We start from the raw sequence: 25,772 nt of genomic DNA on the forward strand, positions 1-25,772 counted from the left end.
CTGGTACCACAGGAGACAGAACGGATGAACGTACATATCTCGGATTTGGAACAGCAACCTACCGAAGCAGAAGCGGCAGAAGCACTGGAGTTGCTTCGGCGATTCATGCGCGGTGCCAGTTCCGAGGATGCTGCGGGCCTTGTTCCCGAATTAAAAGAGATCGCAGGGGCAGAGGCGGGTTATCCTGTCTTGTCCCGCGAGTATCCTGAGGGTTTGAAGGTAGATGCCGCTTACAAAGCGGCGCTGCCCGACCTTCAAAACGGCCCTTCCAGTTTGATCCGTGGTGCTCATGAGCAGATCCAGCATGTGGGGATTTCGAATTTCCGCCTGCCGATCCGCTACCATACCCGTGATAACGGCGATCTGACGCTGGAGACTAGCGTGACCGGCACCGTCAGTCTTGATGCTGATAAAAAGGGCATCAACATGTCCCGCATCATGCGCAGCTTTTACAAGCACGCAGAAAAGACCTTTAGCTTTGAAGTGATCGAGGCGGCCTTGGACGACTACAAAGCCGATCTGGAAAGCTTTGATGCACGCATCCAGATGCGCTTGAGCTATCCGGTGAAAGTGCCTTCACTGCGCTCGGGTCTGTCCGGTTACCAATATTACGATATTGCGCTGGAGCTGGTGGAAAAGGGCGGTGTGCGTCGCAAAGTTGTGCATCTGGACTTTGTCTATAGCTCGACCTGTCCGTGTTCGCTGGAACTGAGCGAGCATGCTCGTATGACCCGTGGTCAGTTGGCAACGCCCCATTCCCAGCGCTCGGTTGCGCGGGTGTCGGTGGAGTTGCGGCCGGAGCAGGAATGCCTGTGGTTCGAAGACCTGATCGAATTGTGCCGTGCCGCCGTGCCAACGGAAACTCAGGTGATGGTGAAGCGCGAGGATGAGCAGGCTTTTGCAGAGCTAAATGCGGCGAACCCAATCTTTGTGGAAGACGCAGCGCGCCTGTTCTGCGAGCAATTGCAAAAAGATTGGCGGGTTGGTGATTTCCGTGTGATCGCAAGTCATCAGGAAAGTCTGCATAGCCATGATGCGGTGAGCATCCTGACCCAAGGGCCGCTGTTCGAGCAAGACAGTCTGGACCCGCGCCTGTTCTCGACCCTGTTCCACGTGGGCTGAGGGCGTCGTGGGGGCGCTGCCCCCCGCGGGCTTTGCCCGCGCCCCCCGAGGTATTTTTGCCAAGATGAAAAGGCCGCTGGAGACAGGGGTCTTTTTTGTTTTGTGCAAGGAAGAGGAGGATTTAGGCGGCATGCGTTGCAGGTGCTTGACAGGCTTGGGGGGACAGTCCAAGGCTGCCTCTTATGTTTGATCTTCGTCCCGTCGGATATGTGATCGGCCTTTTGGTCGTGGCGCTTGGCGTCTTTATGGTGCCGCCGCTTCTGGTCGATCTGGCCGAGGGGCGCGGCGAGGCTCATGTCTTTTTGCAAAGCTCGTTGGTGACCATTCTGTTTGGTGGTCTGATGGCGCTGGCCTGTGCGAATGCGGTGAAAGAAGGACTGTCCTTGCAGCAGACCTTTTTGCTGACCACAGGCGTTTGGTTTGTACTGTCGATTTTTGGGGCACTGCCATTTGTAATCGGGGCGACCGATGCGCGACTTGTAGACGCGTTTTTCGAGGCGGTTTCGGGGATTACCACCACAGGCTCGACCGTGTTTTCGGGGCTGGACGACCTGCCAAAGGGTATTCTGCTGTGGCGGGGTATTCTGCAGTGGCTTGGGGGCATCGGCATCATTGTTGTGGCCATGGTGTTCCTGCCCGAGTTGCGGGTCGGGGGGATGCAGATTTTTCGCGCTGAAGCCTTTGATACAATGGGGAAAATTCTGCCCCGAGCCAGTGCGATCGCGGCGCAGATATTTGTGATTTATCTGGGTCTGACGATGCTGTGCGGCTTTTGCTATCTGGTTCTGGGGATGGGCGCCTTTGACGCCACGGTGCACGCGCTGACCACCATGTCGACGGGTGGATTTTCGAACTATGACGCGTCATTCGGGACGTTCTCGGGGCCGGCGGAATATGTGGCCTCGGTCTTTATGATTTTGGCGGCGCTGCCTTTTGTGCGTTATGTTCAGTTGGTCAACGGGAACCGGACGGCCTTGTTCAAGGACGCGCAGGTGCGCGGGTTCTTGATGGTGATCGCGGTGTTGACCGTGGTGACTACATTGGTGCTGACGCGGATCTTTCCCCATCATTGGGAACAGGCGATGCGCGAGGGGCTGTTCAACATCACGTCGATTATCAGCGGCACGGGCTATGCCAGTGTGGACTATATGGAGTGGGGTCCATTCCTGATCTGCATGTTCTTTTTCATCGGTCTGATCGGGGGCTGTGCGGGCTCGACTGCGTGTTCGATCAAGATCTTCCGCTATCAGCTGCTGATCGCTTCGTTGAAAGTGCAGATCCAGAAGATCTATGCGCCGAATGGCGTGTTTGTGGCCCGGTATGAGGGGCGGCAGATCGGCGATGACGTGCTGAGCTCGGTCATGGCCTATTTCGTGTTTTTTGTCGTGTCACTTGGCATACTGACGTTTTTTCTGTCGCTAACAGGCTTGGATCTGGTGACGGCGATTTCGTCTGCGGCGACGGCGCTGGCCAATATCGGTCCCGGGTTGGGACCGGAAGTGGGGCCTGCGGGCAACTTTGCCGGCGTGAATGATGTGGCGAAATGGATGCTGGCGATTGCCATGCTTGTCGGTCGGTTGGAGCTTTTGGTCGTTTACGCCTTGTTCACCGTCCGGTTCTGGCGCGCCTGAGGCGGCGCGCCAATCCTTGGATCAGTTCTGCCAGCATTCTACCAGCGTCGTCAGGTCCGAAGCCACATAGCGCAGGTCCTCGGCTTCCATCCGGCCCACATCGGCGGTGGTTTCAACAGCAACCCCTTGGGATTGCAGGAAGGCTTCGATCTCGCTTTCCTTCACGGCAAAGCGCACACCATCCGGCAGCACTCGGTCGCCGTCGTGATCGCCCATCATCAGGCCGATGACCGCGCCGCTCATGTCCACAACGGGGCCGCCCGCATCGGCGGGGGTGGTTGCGATGTTGAGGCGCATCATGCGGGTGTCGCCGGTCAGGCTGGCCATATCCTCGATGTGGCCGAAGGTGACCGAAGGCGCACTTAGGACGCCGCCGAAGGAATAACCGCCCACAGCGATTTCGGACTGAAGACGTGGGGGAACCTGTTGCAGGATGGCGCGGGCCGCAGGGGCCAAAGGTTGCGTCGGCGCGATCAGCGCCAAGAGGCCGTTGGCATCGGCAGCCACCAGCGTGGCGTCGTAATCGCTGTCGATGGTCAGGCTGGCGCAGCTGTCCAGCCCTTCGGCCAGAGTGACCACGCGGCCCTGCGCATCTGCCCAAAGGGCCGAGCGGGTGAAAGCAGGTTTGCGCACGGCAAGGCCCGAGACCAGATCGATATCCTGTGTTGCATCCAGATCAAGGGCGGTGCTCAGGTAGCCGTCCAGCGCGGTAAAGCTGGCCTTCATCCGGTCCAGCACGCGGCTGCGGCGGGCCTCGTCGCCTGCGGGCCAGACCAGTGTAAAGCCTTTGATCGCTCCGTTCTCGATCGAGGCCTGCGTATAGCTGGTGATCTGCTCGTTCGCGCCTTCAAGGGTGAAGCTGTTGCGCGACAGGCTACGCGGGCCTTCGGTGGGGACCACTTCCAGCGTTTGCATGATCTCATAGAGGCCGCCAAGGGTGGCGCTGTCGCCCGGTTGGCTGATCAGCAGGACTTGCACCGGCATATCGGTGGTCGCGTCATAATGGGCGAACGGCGTCAGGTGGTCCTTCAAAGCGACCACGCCAAGGGGCAGTTCCATCTGGATGCCTGCTTCCATGTCCGAGACAAGTTCGAATCCCAGTCCGTCAAAGACCGCGTTGTACTGTCCCATCAGGTCGGCGCGCTGGCGGGTGGTCAGGATGCCCGAGACCTCATAGCCGTTGGCGGCTTGCCATGAGGCCATCGAGTTACGGGTTCCTTGACCGAAGGCGCCATCAATGCGGCCATTATAGTGACCGGACCATTGCAAAGCGATTTGCAGCAGGTCCCGTTCCTGACGTGTTAGCAGGCTTTCGTTGGCGCGGGCCTCATAGGGAGTCTCTTCGACGAAGATCGGTTCGAGATCGGGCTCGGCAGGGGTAACTTGCACGGGGGCAGGGGTGTCGGCGGCCACTTCCGGCAAGGTGGTGTCGATCTGGGGGCTTTCCGGCTCGATCGGGGCCTGATTGCGGGTGTTGATCGCGCCCACGGGCCAGAATTGCTGGCCATAGCCTGCGCCGTCCGACACGTAGCTGTCGCGCGGAATGCGGCCCGTGCGCAGATATTCGCGGCGCAATTCCTGTGCGCGTTCTTCACTGTAGGGGCCAAGGGCGATGGCGTACCAGCCGCTGCTCAGGGCGAAGCCGTTCACTTCGGGCATCGAGCTGGCATAGGCCTGAGCGCGAAACTGCGCCTCGTTCAACGTGGGCTGAGCCTCGATCTGCAGCCATGCGGCCTCTTGTGCGGAGGCGTGGCTTACAGCCATCAAAGAAATGCTGCCCAATAGCGCGGCGAAGCGAGTCATCCGTAATCCTCAATTAAACATTTTTGCGGCGTCGGTAGGGGACGCTTTCACAACAATCAAAACTGCTTCGCCCTATAGGTCAATATTACCGACCCTACAATTGACCGCAGGGCGCGACATGAATACAGAGTGTGGCGCACGAGCCCATGAGGAAAGAGCATGTCCGGTACGACTGAAAAACCCCGCAGCTTCCAGGAAATCATCCTTCGTCTCCAGAATTACTGGGGCCAGCAGGGCTGTGCGGTGCTTCAGCCCTACGATATGGAAGTCGGCGCAGGGACATTCCATCCTGCAACCACCTTGCGTTCGCTGGGGTCAAAGCCTTGGGCCGCGGCATACGTCCAGCCTTCGCGCCGCCCGACCGATGGTCGTTACGGTGAAAACCCGAACCGTTTGCAGCACTATTACCAGTATCAGGTGCTGATCAAACCCAGCCCCGCGAACCTGCAAGAGCTGTATCTTGGCTCGCTGGCGGCAATCGGGATCGACATGGACCTGCACGATATCCGTTTTGTCGAGGATGACTGGGAAAGCCCGACCCTTGGCGCATGGGGCCTTGGTTGGGAAGTATGGTGTGACGGGATGGAAGTATCCCAGTTCACCTATTTCCAGCAGGTGGGCGGTCACGACTGTCACCCTGTCTCGGGCGAGCTGACCTACGGTCTAGAGCGTCTGGCCATGTATGTTCTGGGCATCGACCATGTGATGGACATGCCCTACAGCGATCCCGATAGTCCGATTCCGCTGAAATATGGTGACGTATTCCAGCAGACCGAACAGGAATATTCGCGCTGGAACTTTGACGTGGCCGACACCGACGTGCTGCTGCGCCATTTTGAAGAGGCCGAGGCCGAATGCGCCCGCATTCTGGCAGAGCCACACGTGGACCCCAAGACCGGTAAGCGGATCATCATGGCGCACCCCGCCTATGATCAGACCATCAAAGCCAGCCACATCTTTAACCTGCTGGATGCACGCGGCGTGATCTCGGTCACCGAGCGTCAGGCCTATATCGGCCGCGTCCGCGCACTGGCCAAGATGTGCGCCGATGCTTTCGTCCAGACCGAGGCGGGCGGTTACACCCCCGAAGACGCTGCATGAGCGCGGGAAAGATCATAGGCACTGGCATGGTCCTGACAGCTTTGGCAGCGGGTGCTGCCCTCTATTATCTACAGGTTTACGCCTATTACGACGCGGTGCCGGCAACCGGCTCTGACGATGTGATGATGACCAGCATCAACGGCGGCCAGCCGGAAGGCATCGTCTACGACAGCTTTGAGGCGATCAACTCGGACAGCAGCCCGCTGCGCTACCGCGCGTGTTTCTCGACCCCGCTGAGCCAGGCGATGTTGACCGAGACCTATGTGGAATACCCCAATGCCGAACCGCTGGTCGGCCCCGGTTGGTTTGACTGCTTTGACGCTGGTGACATCGGCGCGGCGCTGGAAACCGGCGAGGCGCTGGCCTTTGTCGGTCAGCGCGACTTTATCTATGGTGTTGACCGCGTTGTGGCCGTGCTGCCCGATGGGCGCGGCTTCGTCTGGCACCAGCTGAACCATTGCGGTGAAGTTGTTTATGACGGCGATCCCGTTCCCGAAGATTGCCCCGAACCCCCGAAGAGCGTGAAGTAAATGCCTGATCTGCTGATTGAACTTTTCTCCGAAGAGATCCCCGCACGCATGCAAGCCCGTGCCGCCGAGGATCTGAAAAAGAAAGTGACCGACGGCATGGTCGAGGCTGGCCTGACCTATGCCCACGCCCGCGCCTATGCCACGCCGCGCCGTCTGGTGCTGGCGGTCGAGGATGTGCTGGAACGCTCGCCCGACCTGAAGGAAGAGCGTAAAGGCCCCCGTGTAGATGCGCCCGAAAAGGCCATCGAAGGCTTCCTGCGCGGTGTGGGTCTGACCAAAGACCAGCTGGAAGTGCGCGACGAGAAAAAGGGTCAGGTCTATTTCGCTATGATCCAGACCCCCGGTCGTGAGGCCTCGGCCATCATCGCTGAAGTTCTGGAAGCCACCATCCGCAACTTCCCTTGGCCCAAGTCCATGCGCTGGGGCGCAGGGTCTTTGCGCTGGGTGCGTCCGTTGCACTCGATCATCTGCTTGATGACCCGCGAGGACGGCAGCGAAGTGGTTGATCTGGACATCGACGGCATCAAGTCGGGTCGCAGCACTCGTGGTCACCGTTTCATGGGCGGCGATGCCTTTGAGGTGAACAACTTCGATGACTATGTGGCCAAGCTGAAAAAGGCCAAAGTGGTTCTGGACCCTGCCGAACGTGCGGACACCATCTGGCACGACGCCACCAACATGGCTTTTGCCCAAGGTCTGGAAGTGGTCGAAGACAACGGCCTGCTGGCCGAAGTCGCGGGTCTGGTGGAATGGCCCGTTGTCCTGATGGGCGAGATCGGCGCGGACTTCCTGAACCTGCCTGCCGAGGTTCTTCAGACCTCGATGAAAGAGCACCAGAAGTTTTTCTCGGTCAAAAATCCCAAGACAGGCCGGATTGAAAAGTTCGTGACAGTCGCGAACATCGAAACCCGCGATAATGGCGCGACCATTCTTGCGGGGAACCAAAAGGTTCTGGCCGCCCGTCTGTCGGATGCCAAGTTCTTTTGGGAAAACGATCTGCGCACTGCGAAAGCGGGCATGGACACTTGGGTCGATGGTCTTGGCAACGTGACCTTCCACAACAAGCTGGGTTCGCAAAAGCAGCGGATCGAGCGGATTGTGGCGATGGCCGGTGAACTGGCCGCCGTGACCGGTGCGGATGCCGAGGCAGCGCAGACCGCGGCCCGTATCGCCAAGGCCGATTTGCAGTCGGAAATGGTCTATGAGTTCCCCGAACTGCAGGGCCTGATGGGGCGCTATTATGCAGAGGCTGCGGGCTATGACGCGGCAGTTGCGGCTGTGTGCCAAGAGCATTACTCGCCCCTCGGCCCTTCGGACGATGTGCCCACCGCGCCTTTGTCGGTGACCGTTGCGCTGGCAGACAAGCTGGATACGCTGACCGGTTTCTGGGCGATTGACGAAAAGCCCACCGGATCGAAAGACCCGTTTGCTCTGCGCCGTGCGGCACTGGGTGTGATCCGTCTGATCCTTGAGAATGATCTGCGCGTGTCGCTGTCGTCGCTTTTGAGCGCGGCAGGTGAGGCGAAGGACGATCTACTGTCGTTCTTCTTTGATCGTCTGAAGGTTTATTTGAAGGATCAGGGCATTCGTCATGATGTGATCGACGCCTGTCTGGCGATGGACGGGGCCGATGATCTGACCCTTCTGGTCAAGCGGGCGAAGGCGCTGTCGGATGTGCTGGGAACCGAGGACGGTGTGAACCTTGTCCAAGGCTACAAGCGTGCGGCCAACATTCTGACCCAAGCCGAAGAGAAGGACGGGGTCGAATATTCCTTCGGAGCCGATCCCAAATTTGCGGAAGTGGACGAAGAGCGCGCCTTGTTCGATGTTCTGACCGCCACCAGCCCTGCAATTGCGGCTGATCTGAAAGCCGAGGATTTCGCAGGTGCGATGGGCAAAATGGCTGCTTTGCGGGCGCCGGTGGATGCGTTCTTCGAAGCCGTGCAGGTGAACACCGAGAACCAGACCGTGCGCCGCAACCGTCTGAATCTGCTGAGCCAGATTCGCCAGACCGTGGGTCAGGTGGCCGATTTGGGCCGTATCGAAGGCTGATACGTGAAGACCGGCGCGGGGACGTGCCGGTATTTGCCGACGGGCCAGCGGGGGCTTTGCCCCCACACCCCCAAGGTATTTACGCCAAGATGAATAAGTGGTGCTTGCCTGTTGGCACCATCAGCCTATCCTGCGGTCCAAGCAGAGAGGTGCTGCAGTGCAGAATTCCGAGAATCACATCACCCTGATCACTCCGACCGCGCCGATGGCGGTGGCGACCCATGGAGGGCGGGCGAAGTGTTTGCAGCGCCTAGTTCGTATGGAATTGCCAGTGCCGTTGACGGTGGCGCTATCTTTCCGTGCTGTGAAAGAGATTGCCGCAGGGCGGATGCCTGATCTGTCGGAGTTAACGTCGGTTTTTGATGGGGGGGCGTTGCTGTGCGTTCGGCCGTCCTCGGAAGACCCCGATTGGGGCGGGCCGGAAGCAGTTCTGAACATCGGGATGAATGATGCCACTTACGTGGAACTTTCTGATCGGGTCGGGCAGGAGGCGGCAGCGCAGCTTTATTTGCGGTTTGTGAAGTATTTCTCGGTGCATGTGGCGCGGCTGGATCCGGATGCGTTTGACGAGATTACGGCCAAGGGGTCCGAAGGGTTGCGGGCGGCGCTTGCGGCCTATGAGGAAGAAACGGATGAGCCGTTTCCTCAGTCTCGTGAAAAACAACTGGCCGAGGTGTTGCGCAGTATGGCGCGGGCTTGGGAAGGCACCAGTGCGCGACTGTTGCGTCAGGCCAAGGGTGCGCCTGCGGATGCAGGCCTTGGGTTGATCGTCCAGCAGATGGTGTTGGGGATTGGCGCGGGGGAATGTGGCTCGGGCGTGATCCAGTTCGTGAATTCCGACACTGGCCAGCCCCAGATCACTGGGCGGTATCTGAGCCAAAGCCAAGGGCGCGAGGCCTTGTTACAGCGCGAGGCATTGTATTTGGAGTGTGATGCGCGCGGGCCGTCATTGCAGGAACATGCGCCGCAGGCATTTGACGAACTTTTAGACTTTGGCGCTCGGATGCGGCGGCGTCTGCGGGAAGAGATGGAGATCGAATTCACCATCGAGAACGGCCATGCCCATATTATTGACGGATTGCGGGTCAAGCGCAGCAATCGTGCGGCCTTGCGGATTGCCGTTGATCTGGCCGAGAGCGGTGTAATCGATCGCGCTGAGGCAGTGATGCGCATTCAGCCCCGTGCCTTGTCGGAATTGCTACACCGTCAGGTGGACCCGACAGCGAAGCGGGATCGGATCGGGCGGGGCGTTGCCGCCAGCCCCGGCGCGGCGACGGGCCGGATCGTGTTTGACTCGGCTGAGGCGCAGGCCAGTGCCGCGCGGTTTGAAGCCTGCATTCTGGTGCGGCGGGAAACCCAGCCTGAGGATATTCGCGGGATGCATGCCGCTGCCGGCGTTCTGACCGAGCGCGGTGGGATGACCAGCCATGCGGCAGTGATCGGGCGCGGTCTTGGTCTGCCGTGTGTGGTGGGCGTTGAGGATCTACGTTTTAACCTGCGTAAAAAAACTTTGGTGACCAAAGACGGACGCTTGTTCAAGGCGGGCGACGTGATCACCGTGGACGGTACGACCGGCGATGTTCTGGCAGGCGAGCCTGCCATGCTGGAGGCTGCGCTGGACGATAGCTTGCAGACCTTGATGGAATGGGCGGACGAGTTCCGCGACATCGAGATCAGAGCCAACGCCGATACGCCAGCAGATGCGCAAACCGCGCGGAATTTTAAAGCGCAGGGCATCGGTTTGGCGCGGACAGAACATATGTTCTTTGAGGCCGATCGTCTGACCGCCATGCGCGAGATGATCTTTGCCGATACGGCTGAGGATCGCCGTGCCGCTCTGGATCGTATTCTGCCCATGCAGCGGGCCGACTTTATCGATTTGTTCCGGATCATGCAGGGCTTGCCTGTGTGTATCCGTCTGTTTGACCCGCCTCTTCACGAATTCCTGCCTTCGGATCGGGGGGGACTGCTGAATTTGGCCGAGGCGCTGGACCTGCCCGTGTCCGATGTGACCCGCCGCGCAGAGCAGTTGGAAGAATACAACCCGATGCTGGGTCTTCGGGGGGTGCGACTTGGTGTGACCGTGCCGGAAATCTACGAGATGCAGGCGCGTGCGATCTTTGAGGCCACCATTGAGGCCAGCCGAGAAGGCGAGCCTGTCGTGCCGGAAATCATGATCCCGCTGGTTTCTGCCAAGCGTGAAGTCGAACTGGTCAAAACCCGCGTTGACGCGGTTGCCGCCGCTGTGCGGACCGAGACGGGCAGGGACTTTACCTATCGGCTTGGTGTAATGGCGGAAACACCGCGCGCCTGTCTGAGAGCCGGTGATATTGCCAGCCACGCGGCGTTCATGAGCTTTGGGACGAACGACCTGACGCAAATGACCTATGGGCTTTCACGCGATGATGCGGGAAGGTTTATGTCAGCCTATGTAACAGAAGGCGTTTATCCGGAAGATCCGTTCCATACGCTGGATCTGGATGGCGTCGGCGAACTTTTGCAACTTGCGGCCGAGCGGGCGCGGGAAACCCGCCCAGAAATTACGCTATCAATTTGCGGTGAACACGGCGGGAACCCCGAATCAATTGCATTCTGTCGCAGTGCTGGTCTTGACTACGTCTCTTGCTCACCCTTTCGGGTGCCCGGCGCGCGTCTTGCCGCAGCCCAATTCGCGTTGATGGACAATCGGACTTCCTAACCAACTGAAATTAGTACGGAAATTCGCATATCACTTTTGCGCGGAAAATCGACTTATTGTTACCTGCTATTAAGATGCGTCTGACACTATTGGACTTGCAGGGCATGCTGCGCTAATAGCCCCCCCTGTGTTGTTGGACGGACGTAACAAAGAGGTAACAGGATGCGATTTGGCTTTATCAAGGTCGCTACAGCCCTCGTAGGTCTCATCTTGCCTACGGTTGTCCTTGCGTCAGATCAACTGGACGCAAGGTTGACTGATCTTCTTGGTCAAGAACGTAAGGCGCTATCGTCTGTTTCTGCGCAACACTTGGGAAGTCTTACACGTCTTCCCCAATCCAATCCGGAGCGTTCGGAACCTGAAGTCTCCTACGATCCCACTTGGATCGCTGCGCAGCCCAAGGCTTCTGGTGGTCCCGAATGGAAATGTCTGGCCGAGGCGCTGTATTTTGAAGCGCGTGGCGAAACCCTGAAAGGCCAATTCGCGGTTGCAGAGGTGATCCTGAACCGTGTTGACAGTGTGAACTTCCCCAACACCATCTGCGGCGTGGTCAATCAGGGAACCGGTCGCAAATATGCCTGCCAGTTCACCTACACTTGTGACGGCGTGGCCGAGAAGATCAATGAACCCCGCGCTTGGCAGCGTGTTGCCAAAGTTGCCCGTGTGATGATGGACGGCGGCGATCGCGGTCTGACCGAAGGCGCAACGTTCTACCACACCAAAGCTGTGCGTCCTCGGTGGTCGAAATCCTTCGATCGCACCGCAACCATTGGCGTGCATCACTTTTACCGCCAACCCTCGCGCGTCTCGCAGCGCTGATCGGAACAGGTCGTTTGCGGTACGCTAAGTGCCGCCCGACGTGTTGGCATTTCCCGCCGATCTTTCTAGGGTGCGCCCGAAACCAGTCGGGGAGACCCAGATTATGAATAACGAAGTCCGTCTCGCCTTCGAACATCCGTCCGAGCGTGCCAAATCGATGCCGCTTCCGGGTCTGTCGGGGCCGCTTGATCGCATCAGCGTGCGCGATCACACCGTCGAGGTCGAAATCGGTGCCTTTCAGGCCGAGCGCGGAACAACCCAGCGAGTTTGCTTCAACGTGGTGGTTGAGGTTCAGCCGATCCTTGATCCGCTGGAAGACGACGTGGATCGTATCCTGTCCTATGACCGCGTGACCGAAGCCATTGCGTCGGCGCTGGCGGAAGAGCGGCTGAATTTACTGGAAACTCTCGCTGACCGTGTGGCCGTGTTGATCCTTGCCGAGCCACAAGCAGTGCGTGCATTCGTGCGCATCGAAAAGCTGGATCGCGGCCCTGGCGCGCTGGGGGTAGAGATTGTTCGCAACAAACAGGACTACGCAGAGGGCCCAGAGCCGCACCACAACGCCGAAAACGATCCTCGGGTGGTCTACCTATCCAATGAGGCGATTTCGGCCCCACAGCTGCCGCTTTGGTTGAATCAGCTGACTGCCGGAAACCGTCCTGCGATCCTATGTGTGGGAAAGTCGGATATCGTCGCGCCGCAGACCGCTGCCAAGCTGGCGCAGCGCCGGATTGATCTACTCGCGATCGAGCAGAATGCATGGGTGCTGGCCGGTCGGGATCGTCGCTGCGTGGTGGTCGAAACCCGTACCGAACTCGATTGGGGAATGAAACACGGCCAGATCAGTGTTTGGGCACCGTCGAAACTGGTGCTGGATGCGGTGGAACATCCCGCCTCGTACGAACCGATGGCCCTGTGTCAGTGGTTGGCCGCTGAAATGGATGCCGCCGAGATCGTGGTTGTCGGTGATGTGGATGTGGCAGCAGGGGCGCTGCCTGTGCGCCGTGTTGCAACGGATCAAGCGGAACTCTTGCAAAACGCACAGTGATCGCGCATGCACCGCGCTATGAAAGACTACATTCGTCCCTTGGTGCAAACTGGTCCGGCGCGTCCTCTGGGCGCGCAAACTCTTGCGGGAGGGTGGGCATGGTTCACCCACGTGGAGGTGTTGTCGCGCGATGTTGCCCCGAAGGTCATTCCTGCGTCTGACCTGACAGCAGCACAATTGGCGCCGTTGATCACGCCGCGCGTGCCGATGGCGGGCATGTCTATGGCTCGGCCAAATCTGATGGGCATCCTGAATGTGACACCCGATAGTTTTTCGGACGGGGGCCGTTTCGCCGCGCCGGAACAGGCGATTTCCCATGCCCGCGCTATGGCTGAGGCGGGGGCGGATATTCTGGATATCGGTGGCGAATCGACCCGTCCGGGCGCTGAAGAAGTGCCTGTCGAGGTCGAGATTGCGCGCACAGCGCCGGTCATCGCTGCCTTGCGCGGAGCGCTTGAGACTCCGATTTCGATCGACACGCGCAAGTCATTGGTGGCCGCCGCCGCATTGCAGGCAGGTGCCAATCTGGTCAATGATGTTGCTGCAATGACTTTCGATCCTGCTATTGCAAAGACCACTGCCGACGCCGGTGCGCCGATTTGTCTGATGCATGCCCAAGGCGATCCGCAGACCATGCAAGATGCGCCAAGTTACGCGAATGTCGTTCTGGATGTATATGATCTTCTTTATGAACGCATCATCGCGGCCGAGAAGTCTGGTATCCCACGTGAACGTATCTGCATCGATCCGGGCATCGGGTTTGGCAAAACGCTCGAGCATAACTTGGCCCTATTGCAGCGCCTCTCGCTCTTTCACAGCCTAGGCTGTCCGATTTTGCTAGGCGTGTCGCGTAAACGATTTATCGGTACGCTTGCCAATGAACCGCAGGCTGACCGGCGAATGCCCGGCTCGGTCGCGGTTGCTTTGGCCGGTGTGCACCAAGGAGCGCAAATCATGCGTGTCCATGATCTGGCTGAAACACGTCAGGCACTCACGCTTTTCACCGCCGTGACTGGAGGCTTCCCAGAATGACTCGCCAATTTTTCGGAACCGATGGGGTTCGTGGCACTGCGAACCAATACCCTATGACTGCCGAAATGGCATTGAAGATCGGCGCTGCTGCAGGCCGGTACTTCCGTCGTGACGGTTCGGATACCCACCGCGTGGTGATCGGCAAGGACACGCGCTTGTCGGGCTATATGTTTGAGAACGCGCTGACGGCAGGTTTTACCTCGACCGGTATGAACGTGCTGCTGTTGGGGCCGATCCCGACACCGGCGGTTGGTCTCTTGACCACCTCGATGCGGGCGGATGTGGGGGTGATGATCTCGGCGTCACACAATCCACACCATGATAATGGCATCAAATTCTTTGGCCCCGACGGGTTCAAACTGTCCGATGAGGCGGAAGAAGAGATCGAAGCGCTAGTTCTTAGTGATGTGCAGCCTGCCAAGGCCGAGAATATCGGTCGCGCCCGCCGGATTGATGATGGCCGCTTCCGCTATATCGAGCGTTTGAAAGGCACGTTTCCTGCGGGTCGTCGTCTGGATGGTTTGAAGGTGGTGATCGACTGTGCGAACGGGGCGGCCTATCGTGCAGCGCCCGAAGCTCTGTGGGAGCTTGGCGCCGAAGTGATCCCTGTGGGCACCAGCCCGAACGGGACCAACATCAACAAGAACTGTGGCTCGACCGATCCCCGCGCTGCGGCTGAAGCCGTGCTGGCCAATGGCGCCGATGTAGGCATCTGCCTTGATGGCGATGCGGATCGCGTCATGATCATCGACGAAAAGGGCAAGATCGCGGACGGCGACCAGTTGATGGGCCTGATCGCGGCCCGTTGGGCTGCCGAAGATCGCCTGAAGGGCGGGGCGCTGGTTGCGACGGTCATGTCCAACCTTGGCCTGGAGCGATACCTGAAAGCCCGCAACATCGGTCTGGCGCGCACCAAGGTTGGCGACCGCTATGTGGTCGAGGAAATGCGCAAGAACGGCTATAATCTGGGGGGCGAACAGTCAGGGCACGTGGTCATGACCGATTTCGCCACCACCGGTGACGGTCTGTTGGCAGGTCTGCAATTCCTGTCGGAAATGGTACTGACCGGAAAACGCGCCAGCGAGTTGGCCCGCAGCTTTGAGCCCGTGCCGCAAATGCTGAAGAACGTCCGCTATAGCGACGGGCAAACCCCGTTGGAAGTTGCGTCTGTCAAAGCCGCCATTGCTGAGGCAGAGAGCCGTCTGGAAGGGCGTGGGCGCCTTTTGATCCGCAAATCGGGGACAGAGCCGTTGATCCGCGTGATGGCAGAATGCGAAGATCCCGCGCTGCTGATGCAAGTGGTGGATGGCATTGTCTCGGAAGTAGAAAGCGCCACGCGCTAACCTATTGGTCGCCAGAGAAAAATGATCGGCGCGCCTGAAGAGGCGCGCCCTTTATTTTTTCCGGAACAGGTTGCGGAATGCGTCCCACTGGCTCATGCCCATGCCGGTCAGGATCAGCCCCAAGGCGATGAAAAGGCCTGCGGGTAGAGCCTCGCCCAAGAAAACTGCGCCAAAGATCATCGACCAGAACGGCACTTGATAATTGGTGAGGGACATGAAGGTCGATCCCGCGCTGCGGATCACCAGAATGCGCAGCAGGTTTGCACCAGCGGTTTGTACCATTCCCAGCATCACCAGCACCATCAAGGTTGTCAGATCGGGTAGGGGCGGTGCGCCCTCTGTTGCAATTGCCAATGGAACGGCAGCTCCTGCGGCGACGACCATCGTGATTGCGCCCATAGCGATCGGGTCGATGGGCGGGCAATTGCGGGTGGTGACGGAGCTGATGGCATAGCAGCAAGCTGCGCCGAAACACGCCAGACGGCCCCAATTCTCTAGCGCCGCGCCAGAGCTTTGAAACAGCCCGTCCCCCAGCAGAACCAAAACGCCGCCAAAGCCGACCAGCATCCCGAAGACACGCCGAGGCGTCATGCGCTCTCCAACCGAAAAGAAATGCGCCATGGGCATCACGACCAGTGCCACGGCCGCCATCGAAACGCCTGCTGTGGCGGATGTCACATGCTGTTGGCCCCAACTTAGTAGGGCAAAGGGGATGACGGAACTGAACAGCGCCGCGACCACTAGAAAGGGCCAGCGGCGTTTGCCGTCTTGCGGGCGTACGATCCGCCCACCGCGTAGTCGCCAGACCATCACGGTCAAAAGTGCCGCAAATCCAAGGCGGTAGGCCACCAGCCAAAAGGGCGTTACCCCGCGCAATGCTAGCTCAATGCCTAGAAAGCTTGCTCCCCAGACAAAGCCAAGGGTGGCAACCATGATCCAGCTGCGCGATGTGATCTCGGGCATGAGGGCCTCTTTGGAAACGAAAACGCCCCGGCCTTTGCGGACCGGGGCGAAAGGATTGGGCATGGCCCGCAGGCCAGCGCCTTAACCTTAGTTCTTCGACTTGTCGACCATCTTGCCGGCCGAGATCCAGGGCATCATTTCACGCAGTTTGGCACCGGTCGCTTCGATCAGGTGCTCGTCGTTTGCACGACGCGATGCTTTCAGGGTGGGCTGGCCAACAGCGTTTTCCAGCATGAAGTCGCGAACGAACTTGCCCTGCTGAATGTCGGTCAGAACTTCTTTCATCGCCGCTTTGGTCTGCTCGTAGGGCAGGATGCGCGGGCCGGTGACGTACTGGCCGTACTCGGCAGTGTTCGAGATCGAGTAGTCCATGTTCGCGATGCCGCCTTCGTAGATCAGGTCCACGATCAGCTTCACTTCGTGCAGACACTCGAAGTAGGCCATTTCGGGCGCGTAGCCAGCTTCGACCAGAGTTTCAAAGCCGCAACGGATCAGTTCGACCAGACCGCCGCACAGAACTGCCTGCTCGCCGAACAGGTCGGTTTCGCACTCTTCACGGAAGTTGGTTTCGATGATGCCCGAGCGACCGCCGCCGATGGCCGAGCAGTACGACAGACCGATTTCCAGCGCCTTGCCAGTTGCGTCGTTGTGTACGGCGACCAGGCAGGGCACGCCGCCGCCTTTGGTGTATTCGCCACGCACGGTGTGGCCGGGGCCTTTGGGGGCCATCATGATGACGTCAACGCCTTCGGGCGCTTCGATCAGGCCGAAGTGGATGTTCAGGCCGTGGGCAAATGCGATTGCTGCGCCGGGCTTGAGGTTGTCTTTGACGTATTTCTTGTAGGTCTCTGCCTGAAGTTCGTCGGGCATGGTGAACATGATGACATCACACCATGCAGCCGCTTCTGCGATGCCCATGACCTGCAGGCCTTCGGCCTCACATTTCTTGGCCGAGGCCGAGCCTTCGCGCAGAGCGATGACAACGTTCTTGGCGCCCGAGTCGCGCAGGTTCAGCGCGTGTGCGTGGCCCTGGCTGCCGTAGCCCAGAATCGCCACTTTCTTTTCTTTGATCAGGTTAACGTCGCAATCGCGGTCGTAGTAAACGCGCATCGGAAATCTCCTCGCTGGTGTTTCGTTTGAACGAGGTTATGCCATGGAATTTCGATGAATGCGCTTTCAATCTTGCGCGTAGTTTCGGTATTTGCGAAAAAACTATGCGCATATTTTTTTAAGTCCGAGTAAATCATGCTTGATGACACAGACAGACGCATTCTGCGCCTTTATCAGGCAGATCCGTCTATTTCTTCCGCAGACCTTGCCGAAAGGGCGGGGGTTAGCAGTGGTGCCTGTTGGCGTAGGCTTGAAAAGATGCGCAGTACCGGAGTGATCAACGGCGTTCAGGCGGTGATCGACTGGCGCGCCTTGGGCTATGAGGTCGAGGTCTCCTTGCGCGTGGTGCTGGACAAGACCATTCCCAATGCCTTCGAGACCTTCAGCGCCGCCGCCCGCGATGTTCCCGAGGTTCTCGAAATCCAGAGCTTTCTTGGCCGTGTTGATTTGCGCCTTTCTCTGATCGCGCGCGATATGGCGCATTATCAGAAACTCTACCGGGAACGCATCCTCACTTTGCCCCACATTGTGGACATCGAGGCGCTGATGCATGTGGCCCGTATTCAGGGGCAAGGAACCCTGCCCATATGATGGATCTGGACGAGATCGACCTGAAGCTTCTGCAAGCCCTTTCCCAAGACGCCACCCTCAGCGCGGGCGCGTTGGGCCGGCGTTTTGGTCTGTCGCAGCCAGCTGCATGGCGGCGGATCAAACGCCTTTGGTCAGAAGGGGCACTGTCCCACCGCCGCCTGGTTCTGGATCATGAGGCCCTTGGCTTCGGCGTCACCGTCTTTCTTGGCGTGAAATTGGCGACAAAGGGCAGGGTCAGCCTTGAGGACTTTGAACGGGCAGTGACCGCCATTCCCGAAGTGCAAACTGTCGAACACATCCTTGGCGTCTATGATTACCGTCTGCGCATTGTCGCCCGTGATATCAGCGACTTCGAACGGGTCTTGCGCCGCCGGATCATGGCGCTGCCCGGTGTTGGGGACGTGGAAGCAAACGTCTTGCTGAGCGAAGAGCGCCTTCCGGGACCGCTGGGTGGCGCGGGGGCGAAGTGAGTATTTGTGCAATAAAGAAGCACTTTTGAACTTCTTTATTGTTAAAATACTCATTCGATAGCGGTTTCAAACGACGTGCCCGCGAGCGGGGGCGATTTGCATGCAAAAGTATTCCTCGCCAGTGACCGCTTGGGCCGTTACCACTTTGCCTAAACGTGCATTCGAGGAGGCAATGGTATGGCGTTATTGGATAATGTGGACCCGCAGGGGCTTGAAGAGTTCTCGGTGGTTTTTACCGACCGTTCGCTGAACCATATGTCGGCGGTCTTTCAAAAAGTCATGAACGACATCTCTTCCATGTTGAAAGAGGTTTATAATGCCAAGGGCGTCGCACTTGTCCCTGGTGGCGGGACCTACGGGATGGAGGCCGTCGCGCGGCAGTTTGCCAAGGGCGAAAAGGTTTTGGTCGTGCGGAATGGGTGGTTCTCGTTCCGCTGGACGCAGATCATTGATGCTGGGAAAATCACCGATCAGACGACCGTGATGAAGGCGCGGCAGATGGGCAATGATCCTCATTCCCCGTTTGCACCCGCACCGATTGACGAGGTCACTGCCCGTATTCGCGAAGAGCGGCCTGCGATTGTTTTCGCGCCCCATGTGGAAACGTCTAGCGGAGTAATTCTGCCTGATACTTATATCGCGGCACTGAGCGCAGCGGCGCATGCGGTTGGCGCGTTGATGGTGCTGGACTGCATCGCCAGCGGGTGCATTTGGGTGGATATGGAGGCGCTTGGCGTCGATGTTCTGATCTCGGCGCCGCAGAAGGGGTGGTCTTCCAGTCCTTCGGCAGGTCTGGTCATGATGAGCGAGCGTGCTTTGGCGCGGCTTGAGGAAACCCAGTCGGACAGCTTCGCGGTCGATCTGAAAAAATGGTATCAGATCATGCAGGCTTATGAAAACGGTGGCCATGCCTATCACGCCACCATGCCGACGGACGCCCTTCGTGCGTTCCGCGATACCATGGCCGAGACCAAGATCTACGGGTTTGAACGCCTGCGCGAGCATCAGTGGGAGTTGGGGAATGGCGTTCGCGCTATTCTGGCAGAACGGGGCATCCAGTCTGTCGCCGCTGAGGGCTTTGGCGCGCCGGGGGTGGTTGTCAGCTACACGGACAACCCTGAAGTCCAGAGTGGACGCGCATTTGCCGCAAAAGGGTATCAGATCGCGGCGGGCGTTCCGCTGCAGTGCGATGAGCCGCAGGGTTTCTCGACCTTCCGTCTGGGGCTGTTTGGTTTGGATAAGCTGTTCAATGTGGAAGCGACATTGAAGCGGATCAGCGCGGCGCTGGACGCCGCACTGTAAGTCTGGCGCTGGGGCTTAGCGCATGCCAAGCCCCAGTTGCATAAGGGTTTTTCGCACTGGGGCCAGTGAGTATAGGGCGTTCAGGCCCGCTGCCCGTGCGTCGCGCAGGGGCTGCGCGGAAAGCTGCGAAGTGCGGTTCAGAATGTCGATGCCAGTCACTCGGGCCAGCACTTCGGGGTGACGGCGGCGGTGATAGCGCTCCAGCATCTGCGGGCTGCCCACATTTGCGGGATCGGCTTTGGCCAGATCCAGCAGGCAGCGCTGATCGGCCAGTGACATGTTCAGACCCTGTGCGCCAATCGGCGGTACGACGTGGGCGGCCTCGGCGACCAGAGCGGTGCGGGCACCGTACATGGTTTCGGCCCACTGGCTGATGATCGGCCAGACCGTGCGGCGGGACGCCAATGTGAGCGGTCCCAAAATCTGGCAGGACCGGTCGTTCATGGCGGCCTCGAATTCCGGCACATCCATCTCCATCAGGCGCTGAACCTCGGCTCCGTCTTCCATCCAGACAATGGCTGAACTGGGTCGGCCTTCATAATCGGGCAGCGGGACCAGCGTGAAGGGGCCGCCGCGGCGGTGAATCTCGGTCGAGACATTTTCGTGGGGCAGCGGGTGCGTTACCGCAAAAGCCAAGGCCTTTTGCCCGTAGCGACGGGTTTTCACCGGAATATCCAGCGCCTTGCGCACTGGCGAGTTACGGCCGTCAGCGGCAATCAGCAGCTTGGCGCTGGCCACGGTGCCGTCGCTGAGGCGGACACGGGCTTCGCTGCTGCGGGCCAGAACGCCCGCGGTGCCAACGCCGGTGCGGAAGGTCACCGTCGGGATGGTTTCTAGATGGGCCACCATTTCGCGCCGCAGAAGCCAGTTGGGCAGGTTCCAGCCAAAGGGCAGCTCGGAAATGTCAGAGGCGTTGAAATCCTTGGTTACGCGCGGGGCACCATCAGGGCCACCTGCGTCAACGATCCGCATCACTTGCAGCGGCATCGCATGGGCATCAAGACGCGCCCACAGGCCCGCCTCATCCAGAAAGTCGCGACCGGGTTGCAGGATCGCCGTGGTGCGCAGGTCCGACCCTTCGGCATCCCGTTCGGTGACGGGCGGGGCAGGGTCCACGCAAAGGACGGTAAATCCGGCGGTTCCGAAGGCGGCAGCGGCGCTGAGGCCGGCAACGCCGCCTCCCGATACGATGATGTCGTAGGTTTCGCTCTGGGTCATGCTTTGTCTCCTTGGCACAACCACATAGAGCGAAACGCGGGGGGCGTCCAAGCGACGATTAGCCCCGTGTGATCAAAAGCAGGATGATCCACATGACCGGCACAAAGCCGACCGCAGGCAGATAGAGGCCGGGAATGCCAAAAGTCAGCACCGAGATGCCCCAGAGGCTGACGATGGCAATGATAAAGAACCAGATGTTGTTCTTGTCGCCGTGCAGCAGATCGCGGGCAATCCAGCCAATCACGGGGATCGACAGAACGATACGGGCCACAAGGTTGCTGCGGGGCGCGGAGGGAGAGAGAGCAGTCATGGTTTTTTCCTTTCGTTGCCTCGTGCCTAGCGCGGGTCGAAAGCTGAGTGCCATGAGCAGCTTTGTCGCTGTGTCAATCTGTCAGGCGCGACAAAAAGTCATTCAAATCAGGAGTATGGAAGTGGATGTGATCTGCCGGCTCCGGCTGTGGGGCCACGTGCACGGTGCGCATGCCGATGGCGTGAGGGACCGTCAGATTGCGGGGATCGTCTTCGAACATTGCGGCGCGTTTGGGGTCCAGTTTGTCCATGGCGAAGACCCGTTCAAAGGCGGCCGCTTCGGGTTTGGGGCGATAGCCTGCGTGCTCAACCCCGTAAATCGCATCGAAAAGGCCCGACAGACCACGTGCCTCTAGCACGTTGCGGGCATAGGGGGCGGCGCCGTTTGTGTAGATGATCTTACGCCCGGGCAGCGCGGCGATCTTTTCGGCAAGATCAGCATCCGGCGACAAGACCGAGAAATCGATGTCGTGAACCTCGTCCAGAAACGGATCAGGATCGACGGAATGCTCGGCCATCAGGCCCGCCAATGTCGTGCCATGCAAGCGCCAGTAGGTGCGTCGCAGGTCGTTGGCATGTTCGGCGGTCACATTCAGTGTCCGCATCACATAGTTCACCATCTTCTCTTCGATCTGATCGAAAAGGCGCATGTGGGGTGGATACAGGGTGTTGTCCAGATCGAACACCCAAGTGTCCACGTGGCTGAAAGCATTACGGGTCATGATGATCACATAGGCCCTATGCGCCAAATTGCCTAGTAAGTCGTGGTATTCTTTGGGTTGATTACGGTAACAGGTCCGGCATACCTTGGCCCGATCTTGTGTAGGAGCCCCCATGCCAGACGACCGCAACCAGAACAAAGATGCTTATGCGCTGATCCTTGATGCGATTGACTCGGGCACCTACAAACCAGGCGATCGACTTGTGGAAAGCGAACTGGCCGAGCGCTTTGGCGTGTCTCGTACCCCGATCCGTGAGGCACTGCAGCGTCTGGAGACCCAGTCTTTGCTGACCCGTGATGGGCGCTCGATGATCGTGGCGTCGTTGGACCACAACCAGTTGGCCGAACTGTATGTTGTCCGTTCCGAGCTTGAGGCGCTGGCAGCCAAGCTAGCAGCCCGACATGCTACGGAAGAAGAGATTAACGTTCTTCGCGATATGGTCGAGAAGGACCGAGCCTTGCTGAATGATCCGGCGGCGCTGGCCCGCGCGAACCGGCGGTTCCACCGTCAGGTGCATCTGGCCTCTCATAACCGGTATCTGGTGCAGCAGTTGGATCTGGTCTACCGGACCATGGCGCTGATGGCGACGACCTCGTTGGCTGCGGAAGGGCGCAGCGAGACTGCCTTGCAAGAGCATGACCACATTGTCACCGCGATTGAAAACGGCGATAGTGAGGCGGCGTATAAGGCGCTGAAAGCCCATATTTCCAAGGCTTTTGTCACGCGCCTCAAGTCCGACGCGGAAAACCACAGCTAAGCTTCTTTCGGGTTTACCTTAGAGATGCCGTGGGTGGTCTTGTCCCAGTAGAACGGGCTGAAAATCATCTCATAAAGGGCCTTGGCAGCGGCGACGCTGGCAAGGGGGAAGTAGAACACCATGGTCGGAATCCACGGCCAGAGGTGGCGGTGCTGTGGTCCTTTGGTGGCCAGTGCAGCACTGAACATATTCAGGACCTCGCTGCCAATGAAGACCCATGAAAGGGATGTCAGCAGACCCGCGCCCGTGGCGGCTTCAATCGGGTGATGGACACCGAAGGGGATCAGCCAGAAGGTCCATAATAGGGGTGCTAATAGGAACTGGCTGATCGTGGCCAGAAAGAATACCTGAAACCAGACGAACCGCAGCAGCCCCAAGTCGCGCAGCAGTCTGAGCGGCGCACGCATATGGACCAGATAGGTGACCATATAGCCCTTGATCCAGCGGGATCGCTGTTTGATCCATGGCCAGAGGTGGCAGTTTGCCTCTTCCAGCGTGTGGCTGGCCAAGAGGTCTGTGCGCCAGCCGAAACGGGCCAAGCGCATGCCAAGGTCTGCATCCTCGGTCACGTTATGGGCGTCCCAGCCCCCAAGCTGTTCCAGCGCGTCGCGGCGGAAAAACAAGGTCGTGCCGCCTAGGGGCAGCGGCAGGTTCAAGCGGGCCATGCCCGGCAGGACCAGCCGGAACCAACCGGCATATTCGGCCGTAAAACAGCGGGCCAGCCAGTTTTCGCGTGGGTTGAAGTAATCAAGCACCCCTTGCAGGCAGACGACCTCTGGCGAGGTGTTAGCAAACTGGCGTGCCACTTGGCGTAGTTGCGCAGGCTCGGGCATATCCTCGGCGTCATAGATGCCGATAATCTCGCCCCGACAGAAATCCAGCGCATAGTTCAAAGCCCGCGGCTTGGTTTTGGGGTGGCCTTCGGGGACGGTGATGACCCGAAACCCGTGGGGCAATGGCCGCGCGTCCTCAAAAGCCTGACGGGTGGCGGTGTCGGCCTCTTCCAACACAAACAGCACGTCCAGCAACGCCGCAGGATAGTCAATGTCGCGCATGTGAGAGATAAGGCGCGGCACCACCTCTGGTTCTTTATAAAGCGCGATCATGGTTGAGATACGCGGCATGTTCTTGGGCATTGGCTGAGGGGCAGGGGCTTTTCGCGGCACCAGAAAGGCCAGCGTGCAGGCGGATTTCAGCAAGGAAACCGCGCCAAGGGTCAGGATGGTCCAGCCAATCAGCAAGAGCGCGGCGCTCAGCGGGTCCAGCAGGACGATCAGCAGCCCACTTAGCAGCAGCAAAGACATGTTCGCACGGGTTCCCTGCCACCGGTCGAAGGTGCGGCAGCTGTAATCCTCGGGAACGCGGGTCTCGGCACGGCGCGCCAAAGCAGCGCCGAATAGCTGGTGCAACCGGTCCTCAATCATCTGGGGCGTGGCCAGCAGGGGGGTGATGGTCAGGGACGTGGGAAGCGCCGCTGTCACGGCCTCCAGATCATGGGGACGCGATAGGGCTACGGTCAGCGTGTCGTCGCTGCGGGACCAAGGAACTGCGCCAAGGGCAAGCCATTCGGTGGCAGGCAGCAACTCTAGCAGGTTGTCTTGGGGCGCGGGGGGGGATTGTGCCACGGGCCAACCGCACTGCTGCGCTAAGGCGGAAAGCAGCGCGTCGGGCGAGATCAATCCTTTGGCCAAGAGGATTTCACCCAAAGGTGCATCAAGGCGGGCTTGTTCTGCCAAGGCTTCGCGCAACGCCAGCGGGGTCAGATGGCCATCGTCACACAGAATCCGGCCAATCCGGCGGGGCACGGGCAATGAGGCGACTGCCGCCGCCTGTTGCCGAACTTCCGTGGCACCGTCTGTGAACACAAAAATGCTCCCCTCGTATCACGAGGAGAGCATCGGTCATTTAAGTTAATGGGCCGTTAACGGCTTATTGAGCTTTGCGCTCGGCCATAGCTTCGGCGAAACGCTCGAACAGGTAGAAGCTGTCCTGCGGACCGGGGCTGGCCTCGGGGTGGTGCTGGACGCTGAAGACGGGCTTGCCTTCAACCTCGATCCCGCAGTTCGAGCCGTCGAACAGCGACACATGGCTTTCCACAACGCCTGCGGGCAGGGTCTGGGTGTCAACGGTGAAGCCGTGGTTCATCGAGGTGATCTCGACCTTGCCGGTCTTTACCTCTTTCACGGGGTGGTTTGCACCGTGGTGGCCGTGGTTCATCTTGATGGTCTTGGCACCAAGGGCCAGCGCCAGCATCTGGTGGCCAAGGCAAATGCCGAAGACGGGCAGGTCCGCCTCAAGCACCTTCTTGATCGCCGGAACCGCATAGGTGCCGGTCGCTGCCGGATCGCCGGGGCCGTTCGACAGGAAAACGCCATCGGGGTTGTGGGCCAGAATTTCTTCGGCGGTCGCGGTGGCAGGCAGAACGGTTACGTCACAGCCAGCCGAGGCGAGGCAGCGCAGGATGTTGCGCTTGGCGCCAAAATCGACGGCAACCACTTTGTGGGCGGGTGCGGTCTGGGGCGCGTAGCCTTCGGGCCATGCCCAACGCTTTTCATCCCAGCGATAGGATTGTGCGCAGGTCACGTCTTTGGCCAGATCCAGACCAACCAGACCTTTGAAGGCACGGGCCTTGGCAACCAGCGCCTCGATATCAAAGTTCCCTTCCGGATCGTGGGCCAAAGCAACGTGGGGCGCACCTTGCTGGCGGATCGCGCGGGTCAGGCGACGGGTGTCGATGCCACCGATCGCGATACGGCCACGCTTTTCCAGCCACGAGGACAGATCCTCGGTCGAGCGCCAGTTGCTGGGTTCGGTGGGATCCCATTTCACAACCATACCTGCCGCAACCGGATCGCCGGTTTCGTCATCCTCGGGGGTGACACCGGTGTTGCCGATATGGGGGAAGGTAAAGGTAACGATCTGACCGGCATAAGAGGGGTCGGTCATGATCTCTTGGTATCCGGTCATGGCGGTGTTGAAGCAAAGTTCCGCTTCGGTCACGCCTGTCGCACCAAACCCACGTCCGTAGAAGAGGGTTCCATCTGCAAGGGCCAGACATGCTGTCGGGCGGGCAGGGGCGTTAACACTGCTTGGCATCGGCTCTCTCCTTGGGGCAAAATCGGGCGAGACATAGGCCCGCTGTCCGGCAGGG

The 25,772-nt window shown here is 59.4% G+C and carries 22 protein-coding genes; 14 read left to right on the top strand and 8 right to left on the bottom strand.

Annotated features, from left to right (window positions below):
* Positions 1 to 24: 24 nt before the first annotated feature.
* Positions 25 to 1,122 (top strand): GTP cyclohydrolase FolE2, encoded by a 1,098-nt coding sequence (folE2, locus tag CLV74_RS08515; protein WP_106263798.1) that lies wholly within the window; start codon positions 25 to 27, stop codon positions 1,120 to 1,122.
* Between the two features lie 182 nt (positions 1,123 to 1,304).
* Complete coding sequence (locus tag CLV74_RS08520; RefSeq protein WP_106263799.1) at positions 1,305 to 2,753, top strand: TrkH family potassium uptake protein; 1,449 nt, start codon at positions 1,305 to 1,307, stop codon at positions 2,751 to 2,753.
* Between the two features lie 21 nt (positions 2,754 to 2,774).
* Here CLV74_RS08520 and CLV74_RS08525 read toward each other — a convergent pair whose 3' ends face one another.
* On the bottom strand, positions 2,775 to 4,556 hold the full coding sequence (locus tag CLV74_RS08525) for a serine protease (RefSeq protein WP_106263800.1): 1,782 nt from the start codon (positions 4,554 to 4,556) through the stop codon (positions 2,775 to 2,777).
* Positions 4,557 to 4,715: 159 nt separating this feature from the next.
* On the opposite strand from CLV74_RS08525, the gene CLV74_RS08530 reads away from it, so the two are divergent.
* From CLV74_RS08530 to glmM, 8 genes are all read left to right on the top strand, one after another.
* Positions 4,716 to 5,657: a glycine--tRNA ligase subunit alpha gene (locus CLV74_RS08530; protein ID WP_106263801.1), complete on the top strand. Its 942-nt coding sequence runs from the start codon at positions 4,716 to 4,718 to the stop codon at positions 5,655 to 5,657.
* Positions 5,654 to 6,187, top strand: coding sequence for a DUF6446 family protein (locus tag CLV74_RS08535; protein ID WP_106263802.1), 534 nt, complete (start codon positions 5,654 to 5,656; stop codon positions 6,185 to 6,187). The genes CLV74_RS08530 and CLV74_RS08535 overlap by 4 nt, the downstream gene beginning before the upstream one ends.
* Entirely contained in the window at positions 6,188 to 8,239 is a 2,052-nt protein-coding gene (gene glyS, locus CLV74_RS08540) for a glycine--tRNA ligase subunit beta (protein ID WP_106263803.1), read from the top strand. It abuts the gene before it with no gap.
* A gap of 205 nt (positions 8,240 to 8,444) precedes the next feature.
* Entirely contained in the window at positions 8,445 to 10,937 is a 2,493-nt protein-coding gene (locus tag CLV74_RS08545) for a putative PEP-binding protein (RefSeq protein ID WP_106263854.1), read from the top strand.
* A 162-nt stretch (positions 10,938 to 11,099) separates the two neighbouring features.
* On the top strand, positions 11,100 to 11,756 hold the full coding sequence (locus tag CLV74_RS08550) for a cell wall hydrolase (RefSeq protein WP_106263804.1): 657 nt from the start codon (positions 11,100 to 11,102) through the stop codon (positions 11,754 to 11,756).
* 103 nt (positions 11,757 to 11,859) lie between these two features.
* Positions 11,860 to 12,804 (top strand): dihydroneopterin aldolase, encoded by a 945-nt coding sequence (locus CLV74_RS08555; RefSeq protein WP_106263805.1) that lies wholly within the window; start codon positions 11,860 to 11,862, stop codon positions 12,802 to 12,804.
* A gap of 18 nt (positions 12,805 to 12,822) precedes the next feature.
* The gene (folP, locus tag CLV74_RS08560; RefSeq protein WP_106263855.1) at positions 12,823 to 13,836 is read left to right on the top strand and encodes a dihydropteroate synthase; all 1,014 of its coding nucleotides are present in this window, start codon (positions 12,823 to 12,825) and stop codon (positions 13,834 to 13,836) included.
* Positions 13,833 to 15,179, top strand: a complete 1,347-nt coding sequence (gene glmM, locus CLV74_RS08565) for a phosphoglucosamine mutase (RefSeq protein ID WP_106263806.1) — start codon at positions 13,833 to 13,835, stop codon at positions 15,177 to 15,179. Before folP ends, glmM begins: the two co-directional genes overlap by 4 nt.
* 51 nt (positions 15,180 to 15,230) lie before the next feature.
* Here the strand turns inward: glmM and CLV74_RS08570 are convergent, their stop codons facing one another.
* Both CLV74_RS08570 and ilvC read right to left on the bottom strand, forming a co-directional pair.
* Complete coding sequence (locus tag CLV74_RS08570) at positions 15,231 to 16,142, bottom strand: DMT family transporter (RefSeq protein WP_106263856.1); 912 nt, start codon at positions 16,140 to 16,142, stop codon at positions 15,231 to 15,233.
* 87 nt (positions 16,143 to 16,229) lie between these two features.
* Entirely contained in the window at positions 16,230 to 17,252 is a 1,023-nt protein-coding gene (gene ilvC, locus CLV74_RS08575; RefSeq protein ID WP_106263807.1) for a ketol-acid reductoisomerase, read from the bottom strand.
* 135 nt (positions 17,253 to 17,387) lie between these two features.
* On the opposite strand from ilvC, the gene CLV74_RS08580 reads away from it, so the two are divergent.
* From CLV74_RS08580 to CLV74_RS08590, 3 genes are all read left to right on the top strand, one after another.
* Entirely contained in the window at positions 17,388 to 17,843 is a 456-nt protein-coding gene (locus tag CLV74_RS08580) for an Lrp/AsnC family transcriptional regulator (RefSeq protein ID WP_106263808.1), read from the top strand.
* Entirely contained in the window at positions 17,840 to 18,313 is a 474-nt protein-coding gene (locus CLV74_RS08585) for an Lrp/AsnC family transcriptional regulator (RefSeq protein WP_106263809.1), read from the top strand. Before CLV74_RS08580 ends, CLV74_RS08585 begins: the two co-directional genes overlap by 4 nt.
* A 177-nt stretch (positions 18,314 to 18,490) precedes the next feature.
* On the top strand, positions 18,491 to 19,615 hold the full coding sequence (locus CLV74_RS08590) for an aminotransferase class V-fold PLP-dependent enzyme (protein ID WP_106263810.1): 1,125 nt from the start codon (positions 18,491 to 18,493) through the stop codon (positions 19,613 to 19,615).
* Positions 19,616 to 19,630: 15 nt separating this feature from the next.
* Here CLV74_RS08590 and CLV74_RS08595 read toward each other — a convergent pair whose 3' ends face one another.
* The 3 genes from CLV74_RS08595 to CLV74_RS08605 all read right to left on the bottom strand — a co-directional run bounded on the left by CLV74_RS08595 (position 19,631) and on the right by CLV74_RS08605 (position 21,864).
* Complete coding sequence (locus CLV74_RS08595) at positions 19,631 to 20,833, bottom strand: UbiH/UbiF family hydroxylase (protein WP_106263811.1); 1,203 nt, start codon at positions 20,831 to 20,833, stop codon at positions 19,631 to 19,633.
* Positions 20,834 to 20,891: 58 nt separating this feature from the next.
* Positions 20,892 to 21,143, bottom strand: a complete 252-nt coding sequence (locus CLV74_RS08600; protein ID WP_106263812.1) for a hypothetical protein — start codon at positions 21,141 to 21,143, stop codon at positions 20,892 to 20,894.
* A gap of 73 nt (positions 21,144 to 21,216) precedes the next feature.
* Complete coding sequence (locus tag CLV74_RS08605) at positions 21,217 to 21,864, bottom strand: pyrimidine 5'-nucleotidase (protein WP_106263857.1); 648 nt, start codon at positions 21,862 to 21,864, stop codon at positions 21,217 to 21,219.
* Positions 21,865 to 21,976: 112 nt separating this feature from the next.
* Between CLV74_RS08605 and CLV74_RS08610 the strand changes: the two genes are divergently transcribed.
* Positions 21,977 to 22,621: a GntR family transcriptional regulator gene (locus CLV74_RS08610; RefSeq protein ID WP_106263813.1), complete on the top strand. Its 645-nt coding sequence runs from the start codon at positions 21,977 to 21,979 to the stop codon at positions 22,619 to 22,621.
* Here CLV74_RS08610 and CLV74_RS08615 read toward each other — a convergent pair.
* Both CLV74_RS08615 and carA read right to left on the bottom strand, forming a co-directional pair.
* A complete protein-coding gene (locus tag CLV74_RS08615) occupies positions 22,618 to 24,486 on the bottom strand; it encodes a glycosyltransferase (protein ID WP_245888492.1) in 1,869 nt (622 codons plus the stop codon). The genes CLV74_RS08610 and CLV74_RS08615 overlap by 4 nt on opposite strands.
* Positions 24,487 to 24,550: 64 nt before the next feature.
* A complete protein-coding gene (carA, locus tag CLV74_RS08620) occupies positions 24,551 to 25,717 on the bottom strand; it encodes a glutamine-hydrolyzing carbamoyl-phosphate synthase small subunit (RefSeq protein WP_106263814.1) in 1,167 nt (388 codons plus the stop codon).
* Positions 25,718 to 25,772 lie beyond the last annotated feature (55 nt).

Origin of the sequence: Donghicola tyrosinivorans, from assembly GCF_003003355.1 — a bacterium.
Classification (GTDB): domain Bacteria; phylum Pseudomonadota; class Alphaproteobacteria; order Rhodobacterales; family Rhodobacteraceae; genus Donghicola; species Donghicola tyrosinivorans.

Bases quoted from the DNA above. Each gene is read 5' to 3' on its own strand.
- CLV74_RS08520 (WP_106263799.1), top strand. From the start codon at position 1,305: ATGTTTGATCTTCGTCCCGTCGGATATGTGATCGGCCTTTTGGTCGTG.
- folE2 (WP_106263798.1), top strand. From the start codon at position 25: ATGAACGTACATATCTCGGATTTGGAACAGCAACCTACCGAAGCAGAA.
- ilvC (WP_106263807.1), bottom strand. From the start codon at position 17,252: ATGCGCGTTTACTACGACCGCGATTGCGACGTTAACCTGATCAAAGAA.
- CLV74_RS08600 (WP_106263812.1), bottom strand. From the start codon at position 21,143: ATGACTGCTCTCTCTCCCTCCGCGCCCCGCAGCAACCTTGTGGCCCGT.
- glyS (WP_106263803.1), top strand. From the start codon at position 6,188: ATGCCTGATCTGCTGATTGAACTTTTCTCCGAAGAGATCCCCGCACGC.
- CLV74_RS08570 (WP_106263856.1), bottom strand. From the start codon at position 16,142: ATGCCCGAGATCACATCGCGCAGCTGGATCATGGTTGCCACCCTTGGC.
- CLV74_RS08530 (WP_106263801.1), top strand. From the start codon at position 4,716: ATGTCCGGTACGACTGAAAAACCCCGCAGCTTCCAGGAAATCATCCTT.
- CLV74_RS08585 (WP_106263809.1), top strand. From the start codon at position 17,840: ATGATGGATCTGGACGAGATCGACCTGAAGCTTCTGCAAGCCCTTTCC.
- CLV74_RS08590 (WP_106263810.1), top strand. From the start codon at position 18,491: ATGGCGTTATTGGATAATGTGGACCCGCAGGGGCTTGAAGAGTTCTCG.
- CLV74_RS08610 (WP_106263813.1), top strand. From the start codon at position 21,977: ATGCCAGACGACCGCAACCAGAACAAAGATGCTTATGCGCTGATCCTT.
- CLV74_RS08555 (WP_106263805.1), top strand. From the start codon at position 11,860: ATGAATAACGAAGTCCGTCTCGCCTTCGAACATCCGTCCGAGCGTGCC.
- CLV74_RS08605 (WP_106263857.1), bottom strand. From the start codon at position 21,864: ATGACCCGTAATGCTTTCAGCCACGTGGACACTTGGGTGTTCGATCTG.
- carA (WP_106263814.1), bottom strand. From the start codon at position 25,717: ATGCCAAGCAGTGTTAACGCCCCTGCCCGCCCGACAGCATGTCTGGCC.
- CLV74_RS08550 (WP_106263804.1), top strand. From the start codon at position 11,100: ATGCGATTTGGCTTTATCAAGGTCGCTACAGCCCTCGTAGGTCTCATC.
- CLV74_RS08580 (WP_106263808.1), top strand. From the start codon at position 17,388: ATGCTTGATGACACAGACAGACGCATTCTGCGCCTTTATCAGGCAGAT.
- CLV74_RS08535 (WP_106263802.1), top strand. From the start codon at position 5,654: ATGAGCGCGGGAAAGATCATAGGCACTGGCATGGTCCTGACAGCTTTG.
- CLV74_RS08525 (WP_106263800.1), bottom strand. From the start codon at position 4,556: ATGACTCGCTTCGCCGCGCTATTGGGCAGCATTTCTTTGATGGCTGTA.
- CLV74_RS08595 (WP_106263811.1), bottom strand. From the start codon at position 20,833: ATGACCCAGAGCGAAACCTACGACATCATCGTATCGGGAGGCGGCGTT.
- folP (WP_106263855.1), top strand. From the start codon at position 12,823: ATGAAAGACTACATTCGTCCCTTGGTGCAAACTGGTCCGGCGCGTCCT.
- CLV74_RS08545 (WP_106263854.1), top strand. From the start codon at position 8,445: ATGGCGGTGGCGACCCATGGAGGGCGGGCGAAGTGTTTGCAGCGCCTA.
- glmM (WP_106263806.1), top strand. From the start codon at position 13,833: ATGACTCGCCAATTTTTCGGAACCGATGGGGTTCGTGGCACTGCGAAC.